Annotated in this window: 18 protein-coding genes; 10 read left to right on the plus strand and 8 right to left on the minus strand. The window is 62.2% G+C overall.

The window, feature by feature from the left end; all coding sequences use genetic code 11:
• Positions 1–97: 97 nt before the first annotated feature.
• Positions 98–1,576: a mannitol dehydrogenase family protein gene (locus tag CH294_RS18305; RefSeq protein ID WP_094738746.1), complete on the plus strand. Its 1,479-nt coding sequence runs from the start codon at positions 98–100 to the stop codon at positions 1,574–1,576.
• On the opposite strand, the gene CH294_RS18310 is transcribed toward CH294_RS18305, so the two are convergent.
• The 3 genes from CH294_RS18310 to CH294_RS18320 all read right to left on the minus strand — a co-directional run bounded on the left by CH294_RS18310 (position 1,564) and on the right by CH294_RS18320 (position 4,828).
• Positions 1,564–2,355, minus strand: a complete 792-nt coding sequence (locus tag CH294_RS18310) for a thioesterase family protein (RefSeq protein WP_094738747.1) — start codon at positions 2,353–2,355, stop codon at positions 1,564–1,566. The two genes, CH294_RS18305 and CH294_RS18310, sit on opposite strands and share 13 nt — an antisense overlap.
• Positions 2,356–2,410: 55 nt before the next feature.
• A complete protein-coding gene (locus CH294_RS18315; protein ID WP_032379814.1) occupies positions 2,411–3,700 on the minus strand; it encodes an MFS transporter in 1,290 nt (429 codons plus the stop codon).
• Positions 3,701–3,781: 81 nt separating this feature from the next.
• Positions 3,782–4,828: an SDR family oxidoreductase gene (locus CH294_RS18320; protein ID WP_094738748.1), complete on the minus strand. Its 1,047-nt coding sequence runs from the start codon at positions 4,826–4,828 to the stop codon at positions 3,782–3,784.
• Positions 4,829–4,919: 91 nt separating this feature from the next.
• On the opposite strand from CH294_RS18320, the gene CH294_RS18325 reads away from it, so the two are divergent.
• The gene (locus tag CH294_RS18325) at positions 4,920–5,237 is read left to right on the plus strand and encodes a helix-turn-helix transcriptional regulator (protein WP_094738749.1); all 318 of its coding nucleotides are present in this window, start codon (positions 4,920–4,922) and stop codon (positions 5,235–5,237) included.
• Here CH294_RS18325 and CH294_RS18330 read toward each other — a convergent pair.
• Positions 5,221–6,702, minus strand: coding sequence for an SAM-dependent DNA methyltransferase (locus CH294_RS18330; protein ID WP_212709816.1), 1,482 nt, complete (start codon positions 6,700–6,702; stop codon positions 5,221–5,223). The genes CH294_RS18325 and CH294_RS18330 overlap by 17 nt on opposite strands.
• Before the next feature lie 115 nt (positions 6,703–6,817).
• Between CH294_RS18330 and CH294_RS18335 the strand changes: the two genes are divergently transcribed.
• Positions 6,818–7,321: a DUF1648 domain-containing protein gene (locus CH294_RS18335; protein WP_094609980.1), complete on the plus strand. Its 504-nt coding sequence runs from the start codon at positions 6,818–6,820 to the stop codon at positions 7,319–7,321.
• 257 nt (positions 7,322–7,578) lie between these two features.
• Positions 7,579–8,790: a Fic family protein gene (locus tag CH294_RS18340; protein ID WP_094738750.1), complete on the plus strand. Its 1,212-nt coding sequence runs from the start codon at positions 7,579–7,581 to the stop codon at positions 8,788–8,790.
• A gap of 33 nt (positions 8,791–8,823) precedes the next feature.
• On the opposite strand, the gene CH294_RS18345 is transcribed toward CH294_RS18340, so the two are convergent.
• Entirely contained in the window at positions 8,824–9,477 is a 654-nt protein-coding gene (locus CH294_RS18345; RefSeq protein ID WP_094738751.1) for a DedA family protein, read from the minus strand.
• An 87-nt stretch (positions 9,478–9,564) separates the two neighbouring features.
• Here CH294_RS18345 and CH294_RS18350 point away from each other — a divergent pair, with 87 nt between their 5' ends.
• The 3 genes from CH294_RS18350 (at position 9,565) to CH294_RS18360 (ending at position 12,404) form a co-directional block, all read left to right on the plus strand.
• Positions 9,565–10,596: a superoxide dismutase gene (locus tag CH294_RS18350; protein WP_094738752.1), complete on the plus strand. Its 1,032-nt coding sequence runs from the start codon at positions 9,565–9,567 to the stop codon at positions 10,594–10,596.
• Between the two features lie 114 nt (positions 10,597–10,710).
• The gene (locus CH294_RS18355) at positions 10,711–11,268 is read left to right on the plus strand and encodes a hypothetical protein (RefSeq protein ID WP_094738753.1); all 558 of its coding nucleotides are present in this window, start codon (positions 10,711–10,713) and stop codon (positions 11,266–11,268) included.
• A 332-nt stretch (positions 11,269–11,600) separates the two neighbouring features.
• Positions 11,601–12,404, plus strand: coding sequence for an LppP/LprE family lipoprotein (locus CH294_RS18360; protein ID WP_170944779.1), 804 nt, complete (start codon positions 11,601–11,603; stop codon positions 12,402–12,404).
• 65 nt (positions 12,405–12,469) lie between these two features.
• Here CH294_RS18360 and CH294_RS18365 read toward each other — a convergent pair whose 3' ends face one another.
• Together CH294_RS18365 and CH294_RS18370 are read right to left on the minus strand one after the other, a co-directional pair.
• Positions 12,470–12,955, minus strand: a complete 486-nt coding sequence (locus CH294_RS18365; protein WP_037148345.1) for an SRPBCC domain-containing protein — start codon at positions 12,953–12,955, stop codon at positions 12,470–12,472.
• Positions 12,956–12,958: 3 nt separating this feature from the next.
• On the minus strand, positions 12,959–13,300 hold the full coding sequence (locus CH294_RS18370; protein ID WP_094738755.1) for an ArsR family transcriptional regulator: 342 nt from the start codon (positions 13,298–13,300) through the stop codon (positions 12,959–12,961).
• Positions 13,301–13,377: 77 nt separating this feature from the next.
• Here CH294_RS18370 and CH294_RS18375 point away from each other — a divergent pair, with 77 nt between their 5' ends.
• The 3 genes from CH294_RS18375 (at position 13,378) to CH294_RS27280 (ending at position 15,145) form a co-directional block, all read left to right on the plus strand.
• Positions 13,378–14,100, plus strand: a complete 723-nt coding sequence (locus tag CH294_RS18375; RefSeq protein ID WP_249305376.1) for a DUF998 domain-containing protein — start codon at positions 13,378–13,380, stop codon at positions 14,098–14,100.
• A 64-nt stretch (positions 14,101–14,164) separates the two neighbouring features.
• Positions 14,165–14,734 carry a DUF3558 domain-containing protein gene (locus tag CH294_RS18380; RefSeq protein WP_094738756.1) on the plus strand — a complete coding sequence of 190 codons (570 nt, stop codon included), beginning with the start codon at positions 14,165–14,167 and terminating at the stop codon, positions 14,732–14,734.
• 15 nt (positions 14,735–14,749) lie between these two features.
• Entirely contained in the window at positions 14,750–15,145 is a 396-nt protein-coding gene (locus CH294_RS27280) for a hypothetical protein (protein ID WP_141216524.1), read from the plus strand.
• Positions 15,146–15,205: 60 nt separating this feature from the next.
• On the opposite strand, the gene CH294_RS18390 is transcribed toward CH294_RS27280, so the two are convergent.
• Positions 15,206–16,579, minus strand: a complete 1,374-nt coding sequence (locus CH294_RS18390; protein WP_032402673.1) for a dicarboxylate/amino acid:cation symporter — start codon at positions 16,577–16,579, stop codon at positions 15,206–15,208.
• Positions 16,580–16,749 lie beyond the last annotated feature (170 nt).

Consider the following 16,749-nt stretch of genomic DNA (forward strand, 5'->3'; position numbering starts at 1 on the left):
GACGTGTAACCCCTTGAACTGCGGTGGTGCTCCTGGTGGCAGAACATGCCCGGGAGCGCCACCGCTCACCACGTTCATCCGACCCCGAGGACCTGTCATGATCGAGCTTCGTCGCACCACATCGAATGACCTGCCTGCAGGCGTCGCGAAGCCGGAGTACGACGCGGACGAACTACACTGCGGCGTAGTGCATTTCGGGGTCGGTGCGTTTCACCGCGCGCACCAGGCCGTCTATTTCGATCGCCTGCTCGCCGCCGGTCATCTCGACTGGGCGCTGTGCGGAGTGGGAGTCCTGCCGGGAGACAAGCGAATCGGGGAGGTCCTCGACGCTCAGGATCATCTCTACACGGTCGTGACCGTGGACCCCGATGGCCGACGCGACGCGCGGGTCGTCGGATCGGTCGCGGACTTCGTCTTCGCGCCCGAGGATCCGCAGGGAGTGCTCGACGTGCTCAGCTCACCGGCCACGATGATCGTGTCGCTGACCATCACCGAGGCCGGCTACGGCGTCGACGATGTGACCGGAGTGTTCGAGCCGTCCGATCCCGCAGTGCTCGCCGACCTCGAGGACCTCTCCACGCCGTCGAGTGTCTTCGGGTTTCTCACCGTTGCTCTGGCCACCCGTCGCTTCCATGGAATCCCGCCGTTCACCGTGATGTCCTGCGACAACATCGTCCACAACGGAACGGTCACTCGCACCGCGCTGACGTCCTTCGCGCGCCACCACGACAGCGATCTGGCCGACTGGATCGACGCCACAGTCGCGTTCCCCAATTCGATGGTCGACCGCATCACCCCGGCCACGACGCCCACCGTCGTCGACGACCTGCGACGTGACTTCGGCATCGAAGACCGCTGGCCGGTCCAGTCGGAATCGTTCTCCCAGTGGGTACTCGAAGACTCCTTCTCGTTCGGGCGACCGCCCTTCGCCGACGTCGGCGTGCAACTCGTGACCGACGTCGCCCCCTACGAGCACATGAAACTGCGCCTGCTCAACGGTTCTCATCAGGCCATGAGCTACCTCGGCATCCTCGCCGGTTACACCCATGTGCACGAGGTCATGGCCAGTCCTGACCTGCGCGAATTCGTCGCGTCGTACATGCGTGCCGAGGCGGCCCCGACGCTGGCGCCGGTACCGGGAATCGACCTGGATGAGTACATCGAGCAACTGCTGCAACGATTTTCGAGTCTGGCGGTTCGTGACACTCTCGAACGTCAGATCGTCGACGCATCTGTCCGAATCCCGAAATTCGTGCTGCCGGTGATCCGAGACCGCCTTGCCGAGGACCGATCCGTCGATCATGCCGCTCTGGTCCTCGCCGCGTGGTGCGGAGTCCACGAGCGCGGGGACGTTCCGATGGTCGATGCCGATTCCGAACGCCTGCAACGATTGTCGTGGGAAGACCACGACAACCCGGGAGCGTTTCTGACCAACCGGGCGGTGTTCGGGGATCTTTCGGGCAGCCCGAGACTGCGAGGTGCATACCAGCGAGCCAAGCGTTCGCTGCAGGACAGCGGTTCGCGCGGTGCTGTGCGCCGGGTTCTGGAGCAGTCGTCGGCTGGTCAGACCTTGTAGTAGACCACCTGGTGGCTGGTGGCCAACAGGCTCCCGCCCTCGGTCCACAATTCCGCAGTTTGGTCGAAGTAGCCCTGGTGGAAGCGGCGCGCTCGTGCGGTGCCGAGGATGTATCCGTCGGCGTGCTGCTCGAGATCCCCGGGCGTCGCGAAGTAGTGGGTCGTCAGGGAAATGGTGCCCGCCGGAACGTACGTGCCCAGCCGCTGGAAGATTCGCGGATAGAACACATCGCTGAGCGAGGTCAGGGCTGCGAAGTCCAGGGGCCGCGGCGGGGTATCGCGGATCCACAAGGTTTCCGTCGAGTCTGCTGATTCCTGATCACTCAGTGCGCCTGCAACGAAACGCATCTCGTAGTTCTGAGCCCACGCGATGGCATCGGGAAATCCGCCCTGCTTCGTGTCGGCGGGGGAGGGAACGGTCGGGGCCGTTGCCTCGATGTTGTCCCAGGTGTCACGTCGCGCACCGAACACCGCTGTTGCGGTCGTGGCCACCGCACCGTTCTGCGTCAGTTCGAGATACCAGTGCTGGTTGCTTCGGTTGGTCCGCACCGGGCGGGCGGAGATGTCGAAATCACCCTCGGCAACCGGTCCGGCGAAATTCACAGTCAGTGAGACCGGCGTTCCCAGGCGTTCCGGGTGTTGTTCGATGGCCCGGATGAACGTCGCCGCGGTGACGCCACCGAACGGGCCGACCATGTTGTTGTACGGCGGCGACGTCTTTCCGTTGTAGGTGCCGTCGCCGACCACGTCGAGCGCGACTGCCTCGTCGAACGGATGCATGGTTCTCCTACTGACTCGGACGGTGTGTGCCATCCGATCGTAGTGTCGCCGGCATTCAGTCCAGGTCCTGGCCGCGCTTTTCCGGCATCCACACCATCGTCAGGAACGAGATCACAGCGGCTGCCGCGAGATAGTAGAAGAACCAGTCGGCGTGGCCTGCGTCGGACAATGCGTTGACCAGTAGGGGAGCGGTGCCGCCGAAGAGCGCAACGGTGAGGTTGTACCAAGCTCCGATACCGACACCTCGAAGCTCTGCCGGGAAGGCCTCGGCCAGAACGGCAGGGATGATGGCCGAGCACATCGCGAACAGCAGCAGGCCGACGCAGAAGACGATCAGCAGTTTGACGAACGACGGCCCGATCAGCTTGGAGAGCGGGATGATCAGAATCGCGAACAGCGCAGCGTAGGTGAGCAATTGCGGCTTCCGGCCGATGCGGTCCGCGAGAGCGCCCATGGGGTACTGCAACGCGACGAACATCGCTGTCGCGATCGACAAGGCCACGAACACGTCGTTGGCGTCCGCTCCGCGTTGCTTGACGGCGTACGGCGTCATCGCGGAGAAGAACGTGTAGTAGGCGAGGGTTGCGAGTAGAACGAATCCCACGACCTGAAGAACGGCACGAGGATGGTGCTTCATGGTCATCCACAACGGATTTCGCACAGCCTTCGCCTTCACGGCGTTGCGCTCCTGGTTGTCGGCTTCGGCCATACCGCGTCGCATCCAGAGCCCCACCACTCCCAGCAGTCCGCCGATGAGGAACGGCACGCGCCAGCCCCACGAGTTCAGTTGGGCGTCGTCGAGTGCGAAGGTGAGGTACGCGCCGAGCAGCGAGGCGAGGAGAATGGCTGTGCCGGTGGAGATGTAGTAGAAGGACGAGTAGCGGCCCCGTCTGTCGTTCGGGGCGATCTCGGCGAGGTAGGCCGACGCATTGGAGACCTCACCGCCCATCGACATGCCCTGCACGATCCGGGCCAGCAACAGCAGAATCGGAGCAAGCCAGCCTGCGACAGCGAAGGTAGGGAGCACGGCGATCGCGAACGACCCACCCGACATCATCGCGATCGTCAGGATCATCGCCTGGCGTCGCCCCTTCAGATCGGAGAAGCGTCCGATCAACAATCCGCCGAGTGGCCGGAAAAAGAATGCCACCGAGTACGTGGCCAAGGTGCTCAATAGCGCCAGAGCCGGGTTGTCGCCGGAGAAGATCTGAGTGGCGAAGTAGATCGAGAACGTCGCGTAGACAGTCCAGTCGTACCACTCCACCGCGTTGCCGATACTGACTGCCAGCAGTTGCTTCTTGGGCATCACGTGGCGAGTGGACGTCGATTCGGACTTCACTGACATGGCGATCTCCTCATCCCGTACCGACAGTGGCAGCCTATGCGGCCGGTGCCGTCTGGGTGCGGAATCTGGACCCGCGTGTGGTCACGGGATGATGCGCTGACCCCTCAGATCGGCGAAAATTCCGGCGAACATCGCCTGGGTGTCGACGAAACGATGAAAGCCCATCCGGCGCGCCTTGGAACCGTCGGAGATGACGTCGTAGTCCCAGGAGAACACGAAATCGCCGAATCCCCAGGAAGATACATCGCGGTAGGGAGTGGGCTTCAGATCGTGCTCGGCAACGATCGAATTCCACAGCGACTCTTTGTCGGCCATCACGTCGGCCAACGACATCGGCAGTGGAGTGGCGGTATCCAGATCGAAGAGGTCCGCGATGCGAGGCCACATATCGTTCCAGCGGAAGAGGTCTCCGTTGGTGATGTTGAACGCCTGGTTCGCGCAGTCGGGAGTGGTCGCGGCCCATACCGTCGCTTCGGCGAGCAGCGACGCATCGGTCATTTCCAACAGTGATCCGAAGGCGCCGGGCTTGCCCGGGAATCGCATCGGTACGCCCAGTTTCTTGCACATGGTTGCGTAGACAGCGATGACGGTGGCCAGATTCATCGGATTTCCCAGCGCCACACCGCACACCACGGATGGTCGGATGGCCGACCAAGTCCACCTCTTGCCGACCTGACGGGTTTCGAGGAAGTGCTGTTGGTCGACGTTGAACTCGGGCGGCATGTGCGGTGGATCGGATTCGCGGGCAGGCGTTTTGAACGGGCCCAGATGCGCGCCGTACACCTTGTATCCCTGCATCAGGCTGACGTGTTCCAGGTTCGGAGAGCTGTCCTCTATCACGGTGACCACGTTGACGAGCATCTCCAGATTGGGAGGCACGAGCTCGGCCCACGTGGGGCGTTCCTGATACGCGGCGTAGAAGATGTGCGTGACGTCCGTCAGGTGCGAGAGTTGGCGTCGAGTCTCCTCACCATCGAGCAGATCCACGGCAATGTGCTGGACGCGTCCGCTGTCGATCCCTCCGCGGCGTGATAGGCCGATGATGTCCCAATCTCCGCTTCGCTGCAGGTGGGCGACGAGATTTCCGCCGATCACTCCGTTGGCCCCCACGACTACTGCTCGCTGCATGAGCTACTCCTATCTGTATATCGCGATATTGCGATTTCCGTGCAAGTAGACCACAGATCGGGATATTGCGATATTGGAGTACCCTTCGAGGGTGGCTGACGAACTGGACCCCGCGGAGCTTGCGGCAGTGTTCGGTGCCCTCAGTAACCCGGCGCGATTGGCGATCATGCGATGGCTCAAGGACCCGAGCGATTTTCCGCCGCAGCTCGAACCGGCCGAACAGGTAGGGGTGTGCCTCAAGCACATTCAATCCAGAGCGGGTGTCTCACAATCGACGGCCTCGCAATACATGGCGGTACTGCAACGCGCCCACCTGGTGACGAGTACCAAAATCGGGCCCTGGGTGCACTACAAACGCAACGCCGAATACCTCGACCGACTGGCCGAGACGATCAAGACCGATCTGTGAAGGCATCCATGGCCTGATCGACCGCGCTGCCGTTCGGGTGCACAGTCAGGGCTCGAGATCGCACTGTGTCCTTGTCGGTTTCGCGAGCGATGGCCGAGAGGTCGATGCGTTGGAGGAGCTTCTTCGTCACCGGCCGTTTGCTGTCCCAGAATGCCAGGGCCGCAATGAGATCAGTCGCTTCCGGTCCGGTTAACAGCGCGTGGGCGACTGCACATGATGCAGGGTCCTCGAAAGGGAGTAGGTACGTGGCGTCATCGAACACCGCTGGTTTGCCGTCGTAAGGGCCGACCATCCTGAATTGTGGAATCTTGTGGAACCCGGAAATCGCAATCTTGTAGGGAGCGAACGTGTACGGGCCGACACCGAAGATGCAGAAGCGGGCCCTGTTGCGGTAGATCGACGACTTCCTTCCGTCGAGCGCATCGGCGTTGTCGGTCAAGTACTTCCACAGCTTCGGTGCAGTCGACGCAAGTAGCTCGGTGTCGTCACCGGTATGCGACTGCGGCACGATCATCCACTTGGACGCCGAGTCCAGCTTGTCGCGGTAGACATCGGTGCACTTGAACAGTGGGAACAGGTAGTCGGGTTCGACGTCGACGCCGATTCCCAGTTTGGTTCGAGGACCGTTGTTTTCGATCAGCTCCATCACTGCGGCGGCGTCGTGCTTGATGCCCTGCCGCCAGGTGAGAGGGCTGGCACCGTCGAATTGCTTGCTGCGCTCATACGCTTCGACGTTCGCGACGAGTTGACCGTCGACGACCCCGATTCTGTTGTCGGGTTGTGACGCATCGACGCTCGGGTATGTCTGCGCGGTGTAGTCGGCCTTGCCCGGCCCGAGCTCCACAGTGAACCAGCAGGCATCGACCCCCGCGTCGAACCACTTCTTCGCATCGATCATTCGTAGACTCGAGCCGGTCACCGGAAGCTGCTGCTGCGCGCTGTGCAGCAGAACATTGCGCGCGACCTGGGTCTTGCAGATCATCGCGATGGTCACCGGTCTATCGCTGAACTCGGTGAGGAGTTTGATCCAGATGTATTCTGCGATATCGAAATTCGAACTGCCGGTGATCGCGTCGATTCCGCGGGCGTTTTTGGTGTTCGCGCGGTTAGGACGATTGGCAGAATCGAGCACCGATAGTTGAGAGTTGGTCACCCACGGTGGGTTTCCGATGACGAGAGTCGGGCCTGGCCCCGATGTCCAGTCGACATCAGACGCCAGATCGAAGTCGAAAATCGACGCAGTGACAACCCTGCCGAATTGTGATGCATACGAGGCATACTCGGGCTGCACCTCGATCCCGACTCGCTCTGCTTCGGGGTGACTCCGGGCCATCACCGACAGGAAGTTCCCGACACCACAGGTGGGTTCGAGAACACGGGTCCATTTGCGACGGGGCAGAGTGTTGACCAACGCGCGCGCCAACTCGATCGGGGTCTGGAAGTCCCCGAACTCGTTGTTGGGCATCGGTGCCTCCGGCAGTGGTGCGGTTGGGTTCCTTCTGAGGCACAGGAGCATAGCCTGCGGAGCGACCCAGAGGCTCAGCATCACACCACTGCCGGAGGCATTAAAGTGAACTGGGATGAAGCTTTCGCGCGTTGCCTTACTGCTGTCCAGTCTCGTCTTCATCGGTAGCCTCGTGTGGGTCGCCGTCACCGCGGGCGACGAGGTACCCGCACACTTCGACGGATCCGGGCAGGTGGATCGGATGGACTCGAAGCTGTCGTTCCTCCTTACGATGGGCGGTACCGGGTTCGTCATGATCGGGTTGTTCGTCAGCGTCGGTTGGTGGCTGCCCAAGCTTCCGGCTCAGATGGTGAATCTGCCGAGTCGACGACTGCACGAGTACTGGACTTCCCCCGAGAATCGACCCGAACTGAACCGCAAGATGTCCGAGGACCTCGACTGGATCGGAGTCGTCACCGCACTGCTGTTCGCCTGGATCTGCGTCGTTGCGGGCACGACCACAGGTGCGTCGGTGAGCGCGTGGGTGTTCGTGGTGCCGACTGTGCTTTATGTGGTGGTGATTCTGGGATATGCGGCCTTCGCGTTCATGGGTAGTCGTTACCGTATTCCGAAGGACTGACTCGGTGGGGAGTTGACATGGGATGAAACCGAGCATCGCGGGTCTCCGGACTTCGCCGAGCTCGAGGAGCGCGAGAGCGATGAGCTGGTGTCCTTGAACCTCCGTGCGGCGTGAGATCTGTTCGACGAGGCGACCAATCGCATCGGAGTGCAACTGCGCGAGGCGGCAGAAAAGCTCGGGGACTCCGGGCGACCCTGACGTGGGCATCGTCTCCCCATACCAAACCTTAGGGCAAGAAGATTTGGTATATTTCGTCGATGGCAGATGATCAGGACGCGAGCCGATGGCCTGCGGTCGAATTCGAGCGTCGACCATGGCAGGCGTCCGATACCTACACCTCGCGCGCCCAGCGTCGGCTGCATCAGGGTGACTATCGCGCGTGCGTGCCGGCGCGTATCGCGGATGCGGATTTGGCGTTGCCCGCGCAGCTGCTTGCGGAATCGGAGGACGCTCTCCGCGAGATCGTTCGCTTCGACCAGTACGCCTCGGTGCAACTCGGTCCATCGGTCGAGCTGGCACAGATGAGTTCGATTCTGCTGCGAACGGAAAGCTCAGCGTCCTCGCAGATCGAGAATCTGACCGTGGGAGCCAGGGCGCTCGCACTCGCCGAATTGGGTTCGCCCACAACACGGAATGCATCGATCGTGTCGGGAAACGTCCGCGCGATGGAAGCTGCTCTCGAGGTGGGTACGTCCATCGACGCATCGAGTGTTCTGGCCATGCACCATGCGCTGATGGAGCCGAGTGGCGACCCTCAGCCCGGCCGATGGCGCACACAACAGGTGTGGATCGGCGGATCGGACATCGGCCCGCACCGCGCGGCTTTCGTACCGCCGCATCACGATCGGTTGCCGGACGCGCTGGACGATCTCTTCGAGTTCGCGGCTCGCTCGGACCTCCCGGTCATCCCTCACGTAGCAGTCACACACGCGCAATTCGAGACGCTCCACCCGTTCACGGACGGAAACGGTCGCACCGGCCGCGCGATCATCCACGGAATGCTCCGGAGGGCCGACGTGACCGAGCGAGTGACGGTTCCGCTGTCGGCCGGATTGCTGACCGATACCGCCAGCTATTTCGAGAGCCTCGACGCCTATCGGAGAGGAGATGTGGAGGCAATCGTTCGGAGTCTCACCGCGGCGACCTTTCATGCAGTTACCGGTGGGCGACGGTTGGTCGACGATCTGGCCGCCGCTCGGGCCGAGTACATCGAGCGCATCGTGGCTCGCACCGACTCGGTCGTCTGGAAGCTCGTCGACGCGCTGGTGGCGCAGCCCGTTGTCGACAATGCCTATGTGCGAAGCACATTCGGGGTCAGCGAGATCGCGGCTCAGCGAGCGATCGACAAGCTGGTCGAGGCTGACATCCTTCACCAGACATCGAAGGGGCGACGAAACAGGGTCTGGCAGGCTGATGAGATTCTCGCTGCGCTGGACCGCTTCGCCGACGGAATCCGGCGGGTTCGGTGAGATCGGGCGAGGCGACCTCGACGAACTGTGAACTCACTGCACCTCGACGCGCCTGGACTTCATTTTCTTCACCACGAACCACGCGATCAACGCCACAACGATGCCGATGACGATGTACTGGAACACCGAGGCGTAGTTCTCAACGTAGTGCCAGTTCTCGCCGAGGAAGTAACCGGCGAGAACGAAGATCGAGTTCCAGATCAGGCTGCCAAGAGTCGTATACAACGTGAACTGCAGGATCGGCATCCGTGAGACTCCGGCGGGAATGGAAATGCCCGAGCGGACCACCGGGATCATCCGGCCGAAGAACACCGCCGACCGACCGTGACGGGTGAACCAGTCCTCCGCTTTGGTCAGATCCTCCGTTCCGACGAACGGCATCTTCTCGACGATGGTGTACATCCGGCCACGTCCGAGCTTGATGCCGAGCCAGTACAGAACCAACGCACCGACGACCGAGCCGGCCGTGGTCCAGAACAATGCACCGAACAGAGTCATGCCGCCCTGCGATGCGGTGAAGCCCGCCAGCGGCAGGATGATCTCGCTGGGTAGCGGCGGGAAGAAGTTCTCGGCGGCCACCGCGATTCCGGCTCCGGGGCCACCGATGGCCTCCATCAAACCCACTGCCCATCCGGCGATCCCTCCGAGGTCGCTGTCGGCTGCGGCGAGGGGTGAGAGGTCACTCATGACAACGACTGTACGAAACGGACGGACCGGAAATCTGCTCACCAGGAGAAATGCCCGCAAATTGAGACATATGGAACACTCGATGATGTGAACCGAGTCTCTCGAGTAGTCCCTGCTGTTGCCGTCGCCACACTGCTGCTGAGTGCCTGCGGGTCCTCTGATTCGGCGGAGCCGGCACCGAGCACCCCAAGCAATTCTGCCGCGTCGGCGTCGGAGTCGGCGTCGACGTCACCGAGTTCGAGCTCTGCAATGGTCTACAACCTGCCCGGAACCGGAGTGTTCCCCGAAGGCATCACCGCAGCGGACGACACGTTCTACGTGACGTCCACCTCCGACGGCGCAGTGTTCCGCGGAACCGTCGGGTCTCCGGATGTCTCTGTGTTCTTGCCCGGCGGAGCCGACGGACGCACCGGCGCTGCCGGCATTGATGTCACCGATGACGACGATCGCGCCAACTACTTGGTGATCGCCGGTGGAGCGACAGGCAAGGTATGGGTGTACGACGCCAACTCCGGTGATCTGGTGGCCACGTTCACCAACGGTCTCGGCACCGACGCGACGTTCCTCAACGACGTCGCGATTGCCGATAACGGCGATGCGTATGTCACCGACTCGCGTAGTCCGGCGCTGTATCGCATTCCCTTCGAGCAGATGACGGCTCGGACGCAGGACGCTCCGTTGGAAACGTTCGTGAGTTTCGACGGCACTCCGTTTGCATACGGTGAGGGCTTCAATGCGAACGGCATCGTCGAGAACGACGACGAATCGGCGTTGATCGTCGTGCAGTCGAGCACCGGCAACCTGTATCGCATCGACAAGACCTCCAAGGAGGTCACCCAGGTCGATCTCGGCGGAGCGACGCTCGTGAACGGCGACGGGATGGAGATGGACGACGACACGCTGTACGTCGTCCGAAATCGCGACGGTCTGATCGCGAAGGTCGACCTCGATGATGACGGCAGAACCGGCGCGGTCACCGGCGAAATCACCGACGCATCGTTTGCCTACCCCACAACCGTTGCGGCAGTGGATGATCGATTGCTGGTGGTGAACAGCCAGTTCGACAAGCGTGGGGGAGAACCCGTCGAGCCGTTCACCGTCAGCTCTGTTCCGGAGTAGAGCGGCGTCGCCGCACGTGCACGGAAACTCGTCGCCGAGGTCGAGTTTCCGCGCACCACGATCGATCGGCGAGAACCGCCGTACACGCGGTGTAACTGTGCGACGGTAGGCCACATGAAACCCGGCGCACGCATGGCTCCCGAAAAGATCGGCTCGATCATCGGAGCCGTTTTCGGACTGGTCTTCGTGTTCGTCAATTCGGATACATTTCCGACGACGCTGACCATCGGGCTGCGCGTCGTCGCAATGGTGGCGTTGGTCGTCGTGCTTCTCGCGGTGTGGCGAGTCCAGCCGGCCCCCGCTCCTGAGGGCGGTGCCCGTGGCGGCTTCGGCCGCGGGTACTGGGTCGTGGTCGCCGTCGAGGTGGTTGCAATCTTCGGCGGTCTCGCGATCATCAACGGTCCACTAGATGCACCGCAGGCTGCGGTTGCGTGGATTTCGATGGTGGTCGGCGTGCACTTCGTCGCCCTCGCTCTGGTGTGGAAGCTACGTTTCTTCACCGGCCTCGGAGTGGCGTTGACCGCGCTCGGCGTACTCGCCCTGATTCTCGCCGCTGCGGGTGCCGCCGACAGCACTATCGACGCGATCGGTGCAATCCTGCCCGGCTTCCTGTTGCTCGGCTTCGCCCTGTGGGGCAGCAGTCGAGCGTTGGTCGGCAGCACTCACCGGTAGCGGATACGACTCGATTGGATCTCGACTCGGTGAAGGATCGTGATCTGAAGTAACGGTCGGTTCGTGACGCTCGACACCCGGGTATGAAACTTCGAGTGTGTGCGGGGCTGGCCGTCGTCGCATTGATCGTGAGTGGGTGTTCGGGTCCTGACTCGGGCACCCCAGCGGCCGGCATTCCCGGGTCCGGAACAGCAGCGACACCCACCTCCTCCGCCGCCCCGACGACGTCACCGGGGTCATCGACAACTCCGGGCACGCCTGTCGTGGGAGGGTCGTCCACCTGTCTCGAAGACTCCGTAGTTCAGGACGCGATCAGGGGCCTTACCCCGTTCATGGCCAGTGCTTGGCAACTCGACGAGCAAGGCGACCCCTGCGCAACGCTCGCCTGGGCCACCGCACACATCGCGAATGCAACCAGCAGTAGCCCGGAAACCGTGCTGTTCTTTCACGACAACACTTACCTCGGAACCGCCACGGCCGAGCAGTTCGCGTTCACGACCGTCGTCGATCAGCTCCCCGACACCGTCGCGGTGTCGTACAAGTGGATCAATCCTGGTGATGCGAACGCCAATCCGACCGGCGGACCCGCGCTCGTGCGATACCGGTGGAACGGGTCCTCGGTCGACATGCTCGACCAGTTGCCGCCGGAAGTACTGAACCCACCGCGCGCAAACCCGGCTCCAAGTCCTGCGCCCGGGCCTGCACCCGTTCCTGCACCCGCTGGCACCGTGGATCCGGCGACCGGGTCGGTGTGCGTGGAGAACTCGGCGCGAGATGCGGCTCTTGCATCGCTCCCACCCTTCGAGGGCAGAGGTTGGGTCGACAGCACGAGCTCATACCCGTGCTTACCTCTGGTCACATTTCTGACGCGACCCGAAAGCCGCAACATGTATGACGACCCGTCGTATTTGCTCTTCTTTCACGACGGCCAGTATTTGGGCAAGGCCAATGACGTTCCGTATCCGAACATGAGTGTCGCGGACTCCGGCTACGACTTCGTCACCATCGCGTACCGCTGGCGAGTCCCAGGTGACGACGCCATCTCCCCGGGTGGTGGGCCAGCCTTGGTGCGCTACCAGTTGAACGGATCCTCCGTCGAGACAATCGGAGCGATTCCGGTCGAGGTGACGGGGTGAGTTGAGCGGCTTCGCCGCATGTGCACGAAAACTCGTCGCAGAGGCCGAGTTTCCGCGCACCACGATCAGTCGGCGACAATGGCGTCGATCTGGCCCAGTGCCAGGGCCATACCTTCGTCCATGCCCATCTCGACGAGTTGCTCGAGTTGCTCGAGGGAGTCGAAACGGGAGCGAATGGTCATTCGTGTCCGACCGTCGACGTCTTCGAGGGTCGCGACGGCGTGGGTGACGGGCATCGTCGACGACGGATTGCCCGAGTCGTCGGCGAATCCGTCGTCGAACGAGAGCGTCGTCGGCGCGGAGATATCGGTGAAAAGCCACCAGCCGGCGGCCTTCTCGCCGTCCGGCCCGGTCATGTAATACGACGCCCTGCCACCCGGAACGAAGTCGTGGCTGTCGAATGTCGCTGGCCACGTCGGTGGTCCCCACCATTTTTCGAGCTGGCGTGGGTCCTCCCAAATCTGCCAGACCCGTTCGACTTTTGCGTCGAACTCGGCGACCACGGTCATGGTCAGATTCTCTGAATCCTTGTGTGAGCTGATGAACGGCATGATTCAGCCTTTCTCGTCCGTGGACAGAAGGTCGTCGATCCGGTCGACCCTGCGTCGCCAGATCTCCTCGTAGGTATCGAGTAATTCACGAGCTTTCGCGATGGTGTCCAATCGAACTCTCACGATCTGCTCCCTGCCACGCTTGTGCTTCGTGATCACGGCAGCACGTTCGAGGACCGCGACGTGTTTTTGTACTGCGGCAAAACTCATGGCGTAGTGAGATGCCAAGTCCGACACCGACTGTTCGCCCACGGTGACCTTCGCGACGATGTCACGACGTGTCGTGTCCGCGAAGGCCTGGAAGAGGCGATCGACCTCCGCATCAATCAACTGATCTACAACCATGTGGTTGTACGTTATTCGAGGTTGCAGCCTCGGTCAAGAGGGCAGATCGATTCTTCGGGCAACATGGACTACGGACGGTGATCGGCACCGTCCCGGACAGTGGAGGCAACGTGCAGATTCGACCGGCAAAGATCGGCGCGCTGTTGATCGTGTTGGGGGCGCTGGTGGTGCTGGTTCTCGATCTCCACACCGCGTGGCAGACGCCATCGCATCTGCGTCGCACGATCAGTGAATACGGACTCGGCGCGCAGCAGTGGGTGTTCTCGATCGGGGTCGTCCTGCTCGCGTTCGGCTCGGCACTCACTCTTGCGTCCGCGCTTCGGTATCGCCTCACTCGACCCGCATCGGCTGCGTCGATCTGCTTGACGCTCTGGACAGCAGGGCTCGTGGCCGTCGTCGCTGTGCCGAAACAGGATTGGTCGAACAACGCGTCACTGAGCCTCGGCGGGTCGATCCACCGGCTCGGTGCCGCCGTGGCATTCGTCAGCATCCCGGTCGCAGTCTTCGCGTTCTCTCGGCCCTGGATTCGCGACGGCGTGTGGGCAGCCCGCGCACGAATCACTCTGGGTCTGAGCATGCTGTCGGTCGTGACGCTGCTGCCCATCGTGTACGCACTCGCGGTCGGTGCCACCGGATCGCGACCCTGGTATCGCGTGGTCACCCTCGGATACGTGGAGCGAGTGCTCGTCGTCGCCGAAGTGATCGCGTTGATCTCGCTGGCCCTGTGGGTGTGGGCAGCGGAACGTAGGAGTCTTGCTTCTGCCGAGTCACCGGAGGTCAGGGCCTCGCAGCCGGTCTAGGGAACCGATCGGGCCGTTGTCGCGTCCAACCATCGAGTGACGTCGGTGGCGAGAGGGCGAACGTATGCGGTCAACGGGTAGGCATCTGCTTGCGGCAGCCTGCGCTTCGGCGCTGTTGCTGACGGGCTGCGCCGCCTCGACGCAGGGGAGCCCTGTCGCGAGTGGGGATTCTTCGACTGAGCCAACGGTGGCGGCGGTCCCCGGGGAACCGTTCGATCCATGCACGATCCCGAAGTCCGCGGTGACGGCAAGTGGGTTGGACTTGAGCTCTGAAAGGCCCGATTTTGCTGGCATCAGCAAATATCCAGGTTGGAAGAACTGCACGTGGGACGGGCCGACAGCGAAGCCGTGGTACTACCTGGCGATCATGTCGTCCACCAACTCGATCGATGAGTATTTACGCAACCCAGAGAACGACCGACAAGTTGCCGTTCGCGTCGGTTCGCGTGACGCTGTTCAGTACCACGCCCCGTACCAGAACGACTTGCCTGACGGGTGCGACATCGCTCTTGACGTTGGTGGCAACCTGATCATCTTCAAGCTGGACACAATCGGATCTGAGGAAACACTGGGCGACACGTGCGAAGAGGTCAACGTACTCGCCACCAATCTGGAACCGTACTTTCCGAACTGACTGGGGTGGACATCAATGACTGATGGCGTGCGAGGGATCACTGACAACTTGGAGTATTGGCAGTCGCTGCGTGCGCAGGCGTCAGCAGGTCAGCTCCACGTTGAGCCTGACGTTGCTCGTCAATGTGACAGAGTTTGCGCTGACTACCTAGTCAATCTGAGCGGCCAGCTCGAGTTAACGCAGACCCTGTCGTCGCCTGAATCGTTCGGCGACTTGCCGTCAGCCCAGATGCTCGGTGCTAAATTTCATCGTCTTGCAGTCGGCGAAGAAGGCTCCGCTCGTTTCGCGATCAAGCAGCAGATCGAGATCATCAAGACGATGCGCGAGTTTTTTCAACAGTACTTCGCGAGTGTCGAGGCTACGGATGCCGATACCGCGGCTGCAGTCGAAGCACTGTCGCCACCGCGATAGACGAAAAATCCCGACGACCCAGTTGCTCGGTCGTCGGGATCGATCGCTCGAAACGTGCTGCTAACGAGCCAGTTCCACTTCTGCTTCCTCGTCGACGAAGGGATCGCCGTTTCGCGGAGCGTTGTAGCGCTCCAGGTCGAGGATTCCCTCGCGCTTGGCCACGATGGTCGGCACCAGCGCCTGACCGGTCACGTTGACCGCGGTGCGGCCCATGTCGACTATCGGCTCCACCGCGAGCAGGAGACCGACACCGGCGAGAGGCAACCCGAGTGTCGACAGCGTGAGGGTGAGCATCACCGTCGCGCCTGTCGTTCCTGCTGTTGCAGCAGAACCGATCACGGACACCACGATGATCAGCAGGTAGTCGGTGATGGTGAGGTCGATGCCGTAGAACTGAGCCACGAAGAGGGCCGCGATTGCGGGATAGATTGCCGCGCAACCATCCATCTTCGTCGTCGCCCCGAGTGGCACCGCGAACGATGCGTACTCACGGGGCACGCCGAGGTTGCGTTCGGTCACACGCTCGGTGAGCGGCAGAGTTCCGATCGACGAGCGCGACACGAAGCCCAGCTGCGTGGCCGGCCACACCCCCGAATAGAAGTTGCGCACCGAAAGGCCATGGGCGCGAACGATCAACGGGTACACGACGAAGAACACCACAGCCAGGCCGATGTAGATCGACACGGTGAACACGCCCAGCGAACCGATCGCGTCCCAGCCATAGGTTGCGACAGCGTTGCCGATGAGGGCGGCGGTGCCGATCGGTGCCAGGCGAATGATCCACCACAGCACCTTCTGCACGATCGCCAGCAACGAGGCGTTGAACGCGAGGAAGGGCTCGGCCTTCTTGCCGACCTTGAGTGCCGCGATGCCGATAGCAGCGGCGATCACCAGCAACTGCAAGATGTTGAAGCTCAACGATGTGGTTGCGGTACCGCTCTCGGCGACCGTGGTTTTGGCACCGAGAGCGAAGAAGTTGTTCGGCACCAATCCGGTCAGGAACGACCACCATGACCCGACGCTGGACGGAGCCTCGGCCGCATCCGCTCCCGCGCTGGTGCGGGACCCCGGCTGCGCGACCAGTCCGATGACGATGCCGATGATGACGGCGATGAAGGCAGTGATGGCGAACCACCACAGTGTCTGAATGGCGAGGCGGGCGGCATTCGTGACTTCACGGAGGTTGGCGATGGAGCTGACGATTGCCGTGAAGACCAGCGGAATGACCGCGACGGTGAGTAGCTTGACGTAGCTCGAACCGATGGTCGAGAGGGTGCCGACCAACCAGTTCTCGTTGCCGTCGGCCGCGTCGGGCATGGATCGGGCGATCAGCCCGAATACGACACCGAGCACGAGACCGGCAACGATTTGTGGACCGAACGCGGTGGCCCAGGTGGGGACACGGCGCGTACGGGTAGCGCTGGGCGCAGACATGGTTATGCCTTTCGAAAACGAAGAAGTGTCCACAGAGGTGTGCGACAGAATGCTCATCGGGCCGACGTGCCCGACGGAGAGGTTGAGGTCTAGAGGACCGTCAACAGGTAGCGCTGGCTTGCAGACGCAAGTCGACGTAGCGTCGAGAGGTCAGCAGCGGATTCACTGGT

It is taken from the genome of Rhodococcus sp. 14-2483-1-1 (genome assembly GCF_002259335.1).
Classification (GTDB): Bacteria; Actinomycetota; Actinomycetes; order Mycobacteriales; family Mycobacteriaceae; genus Rhodococcoides.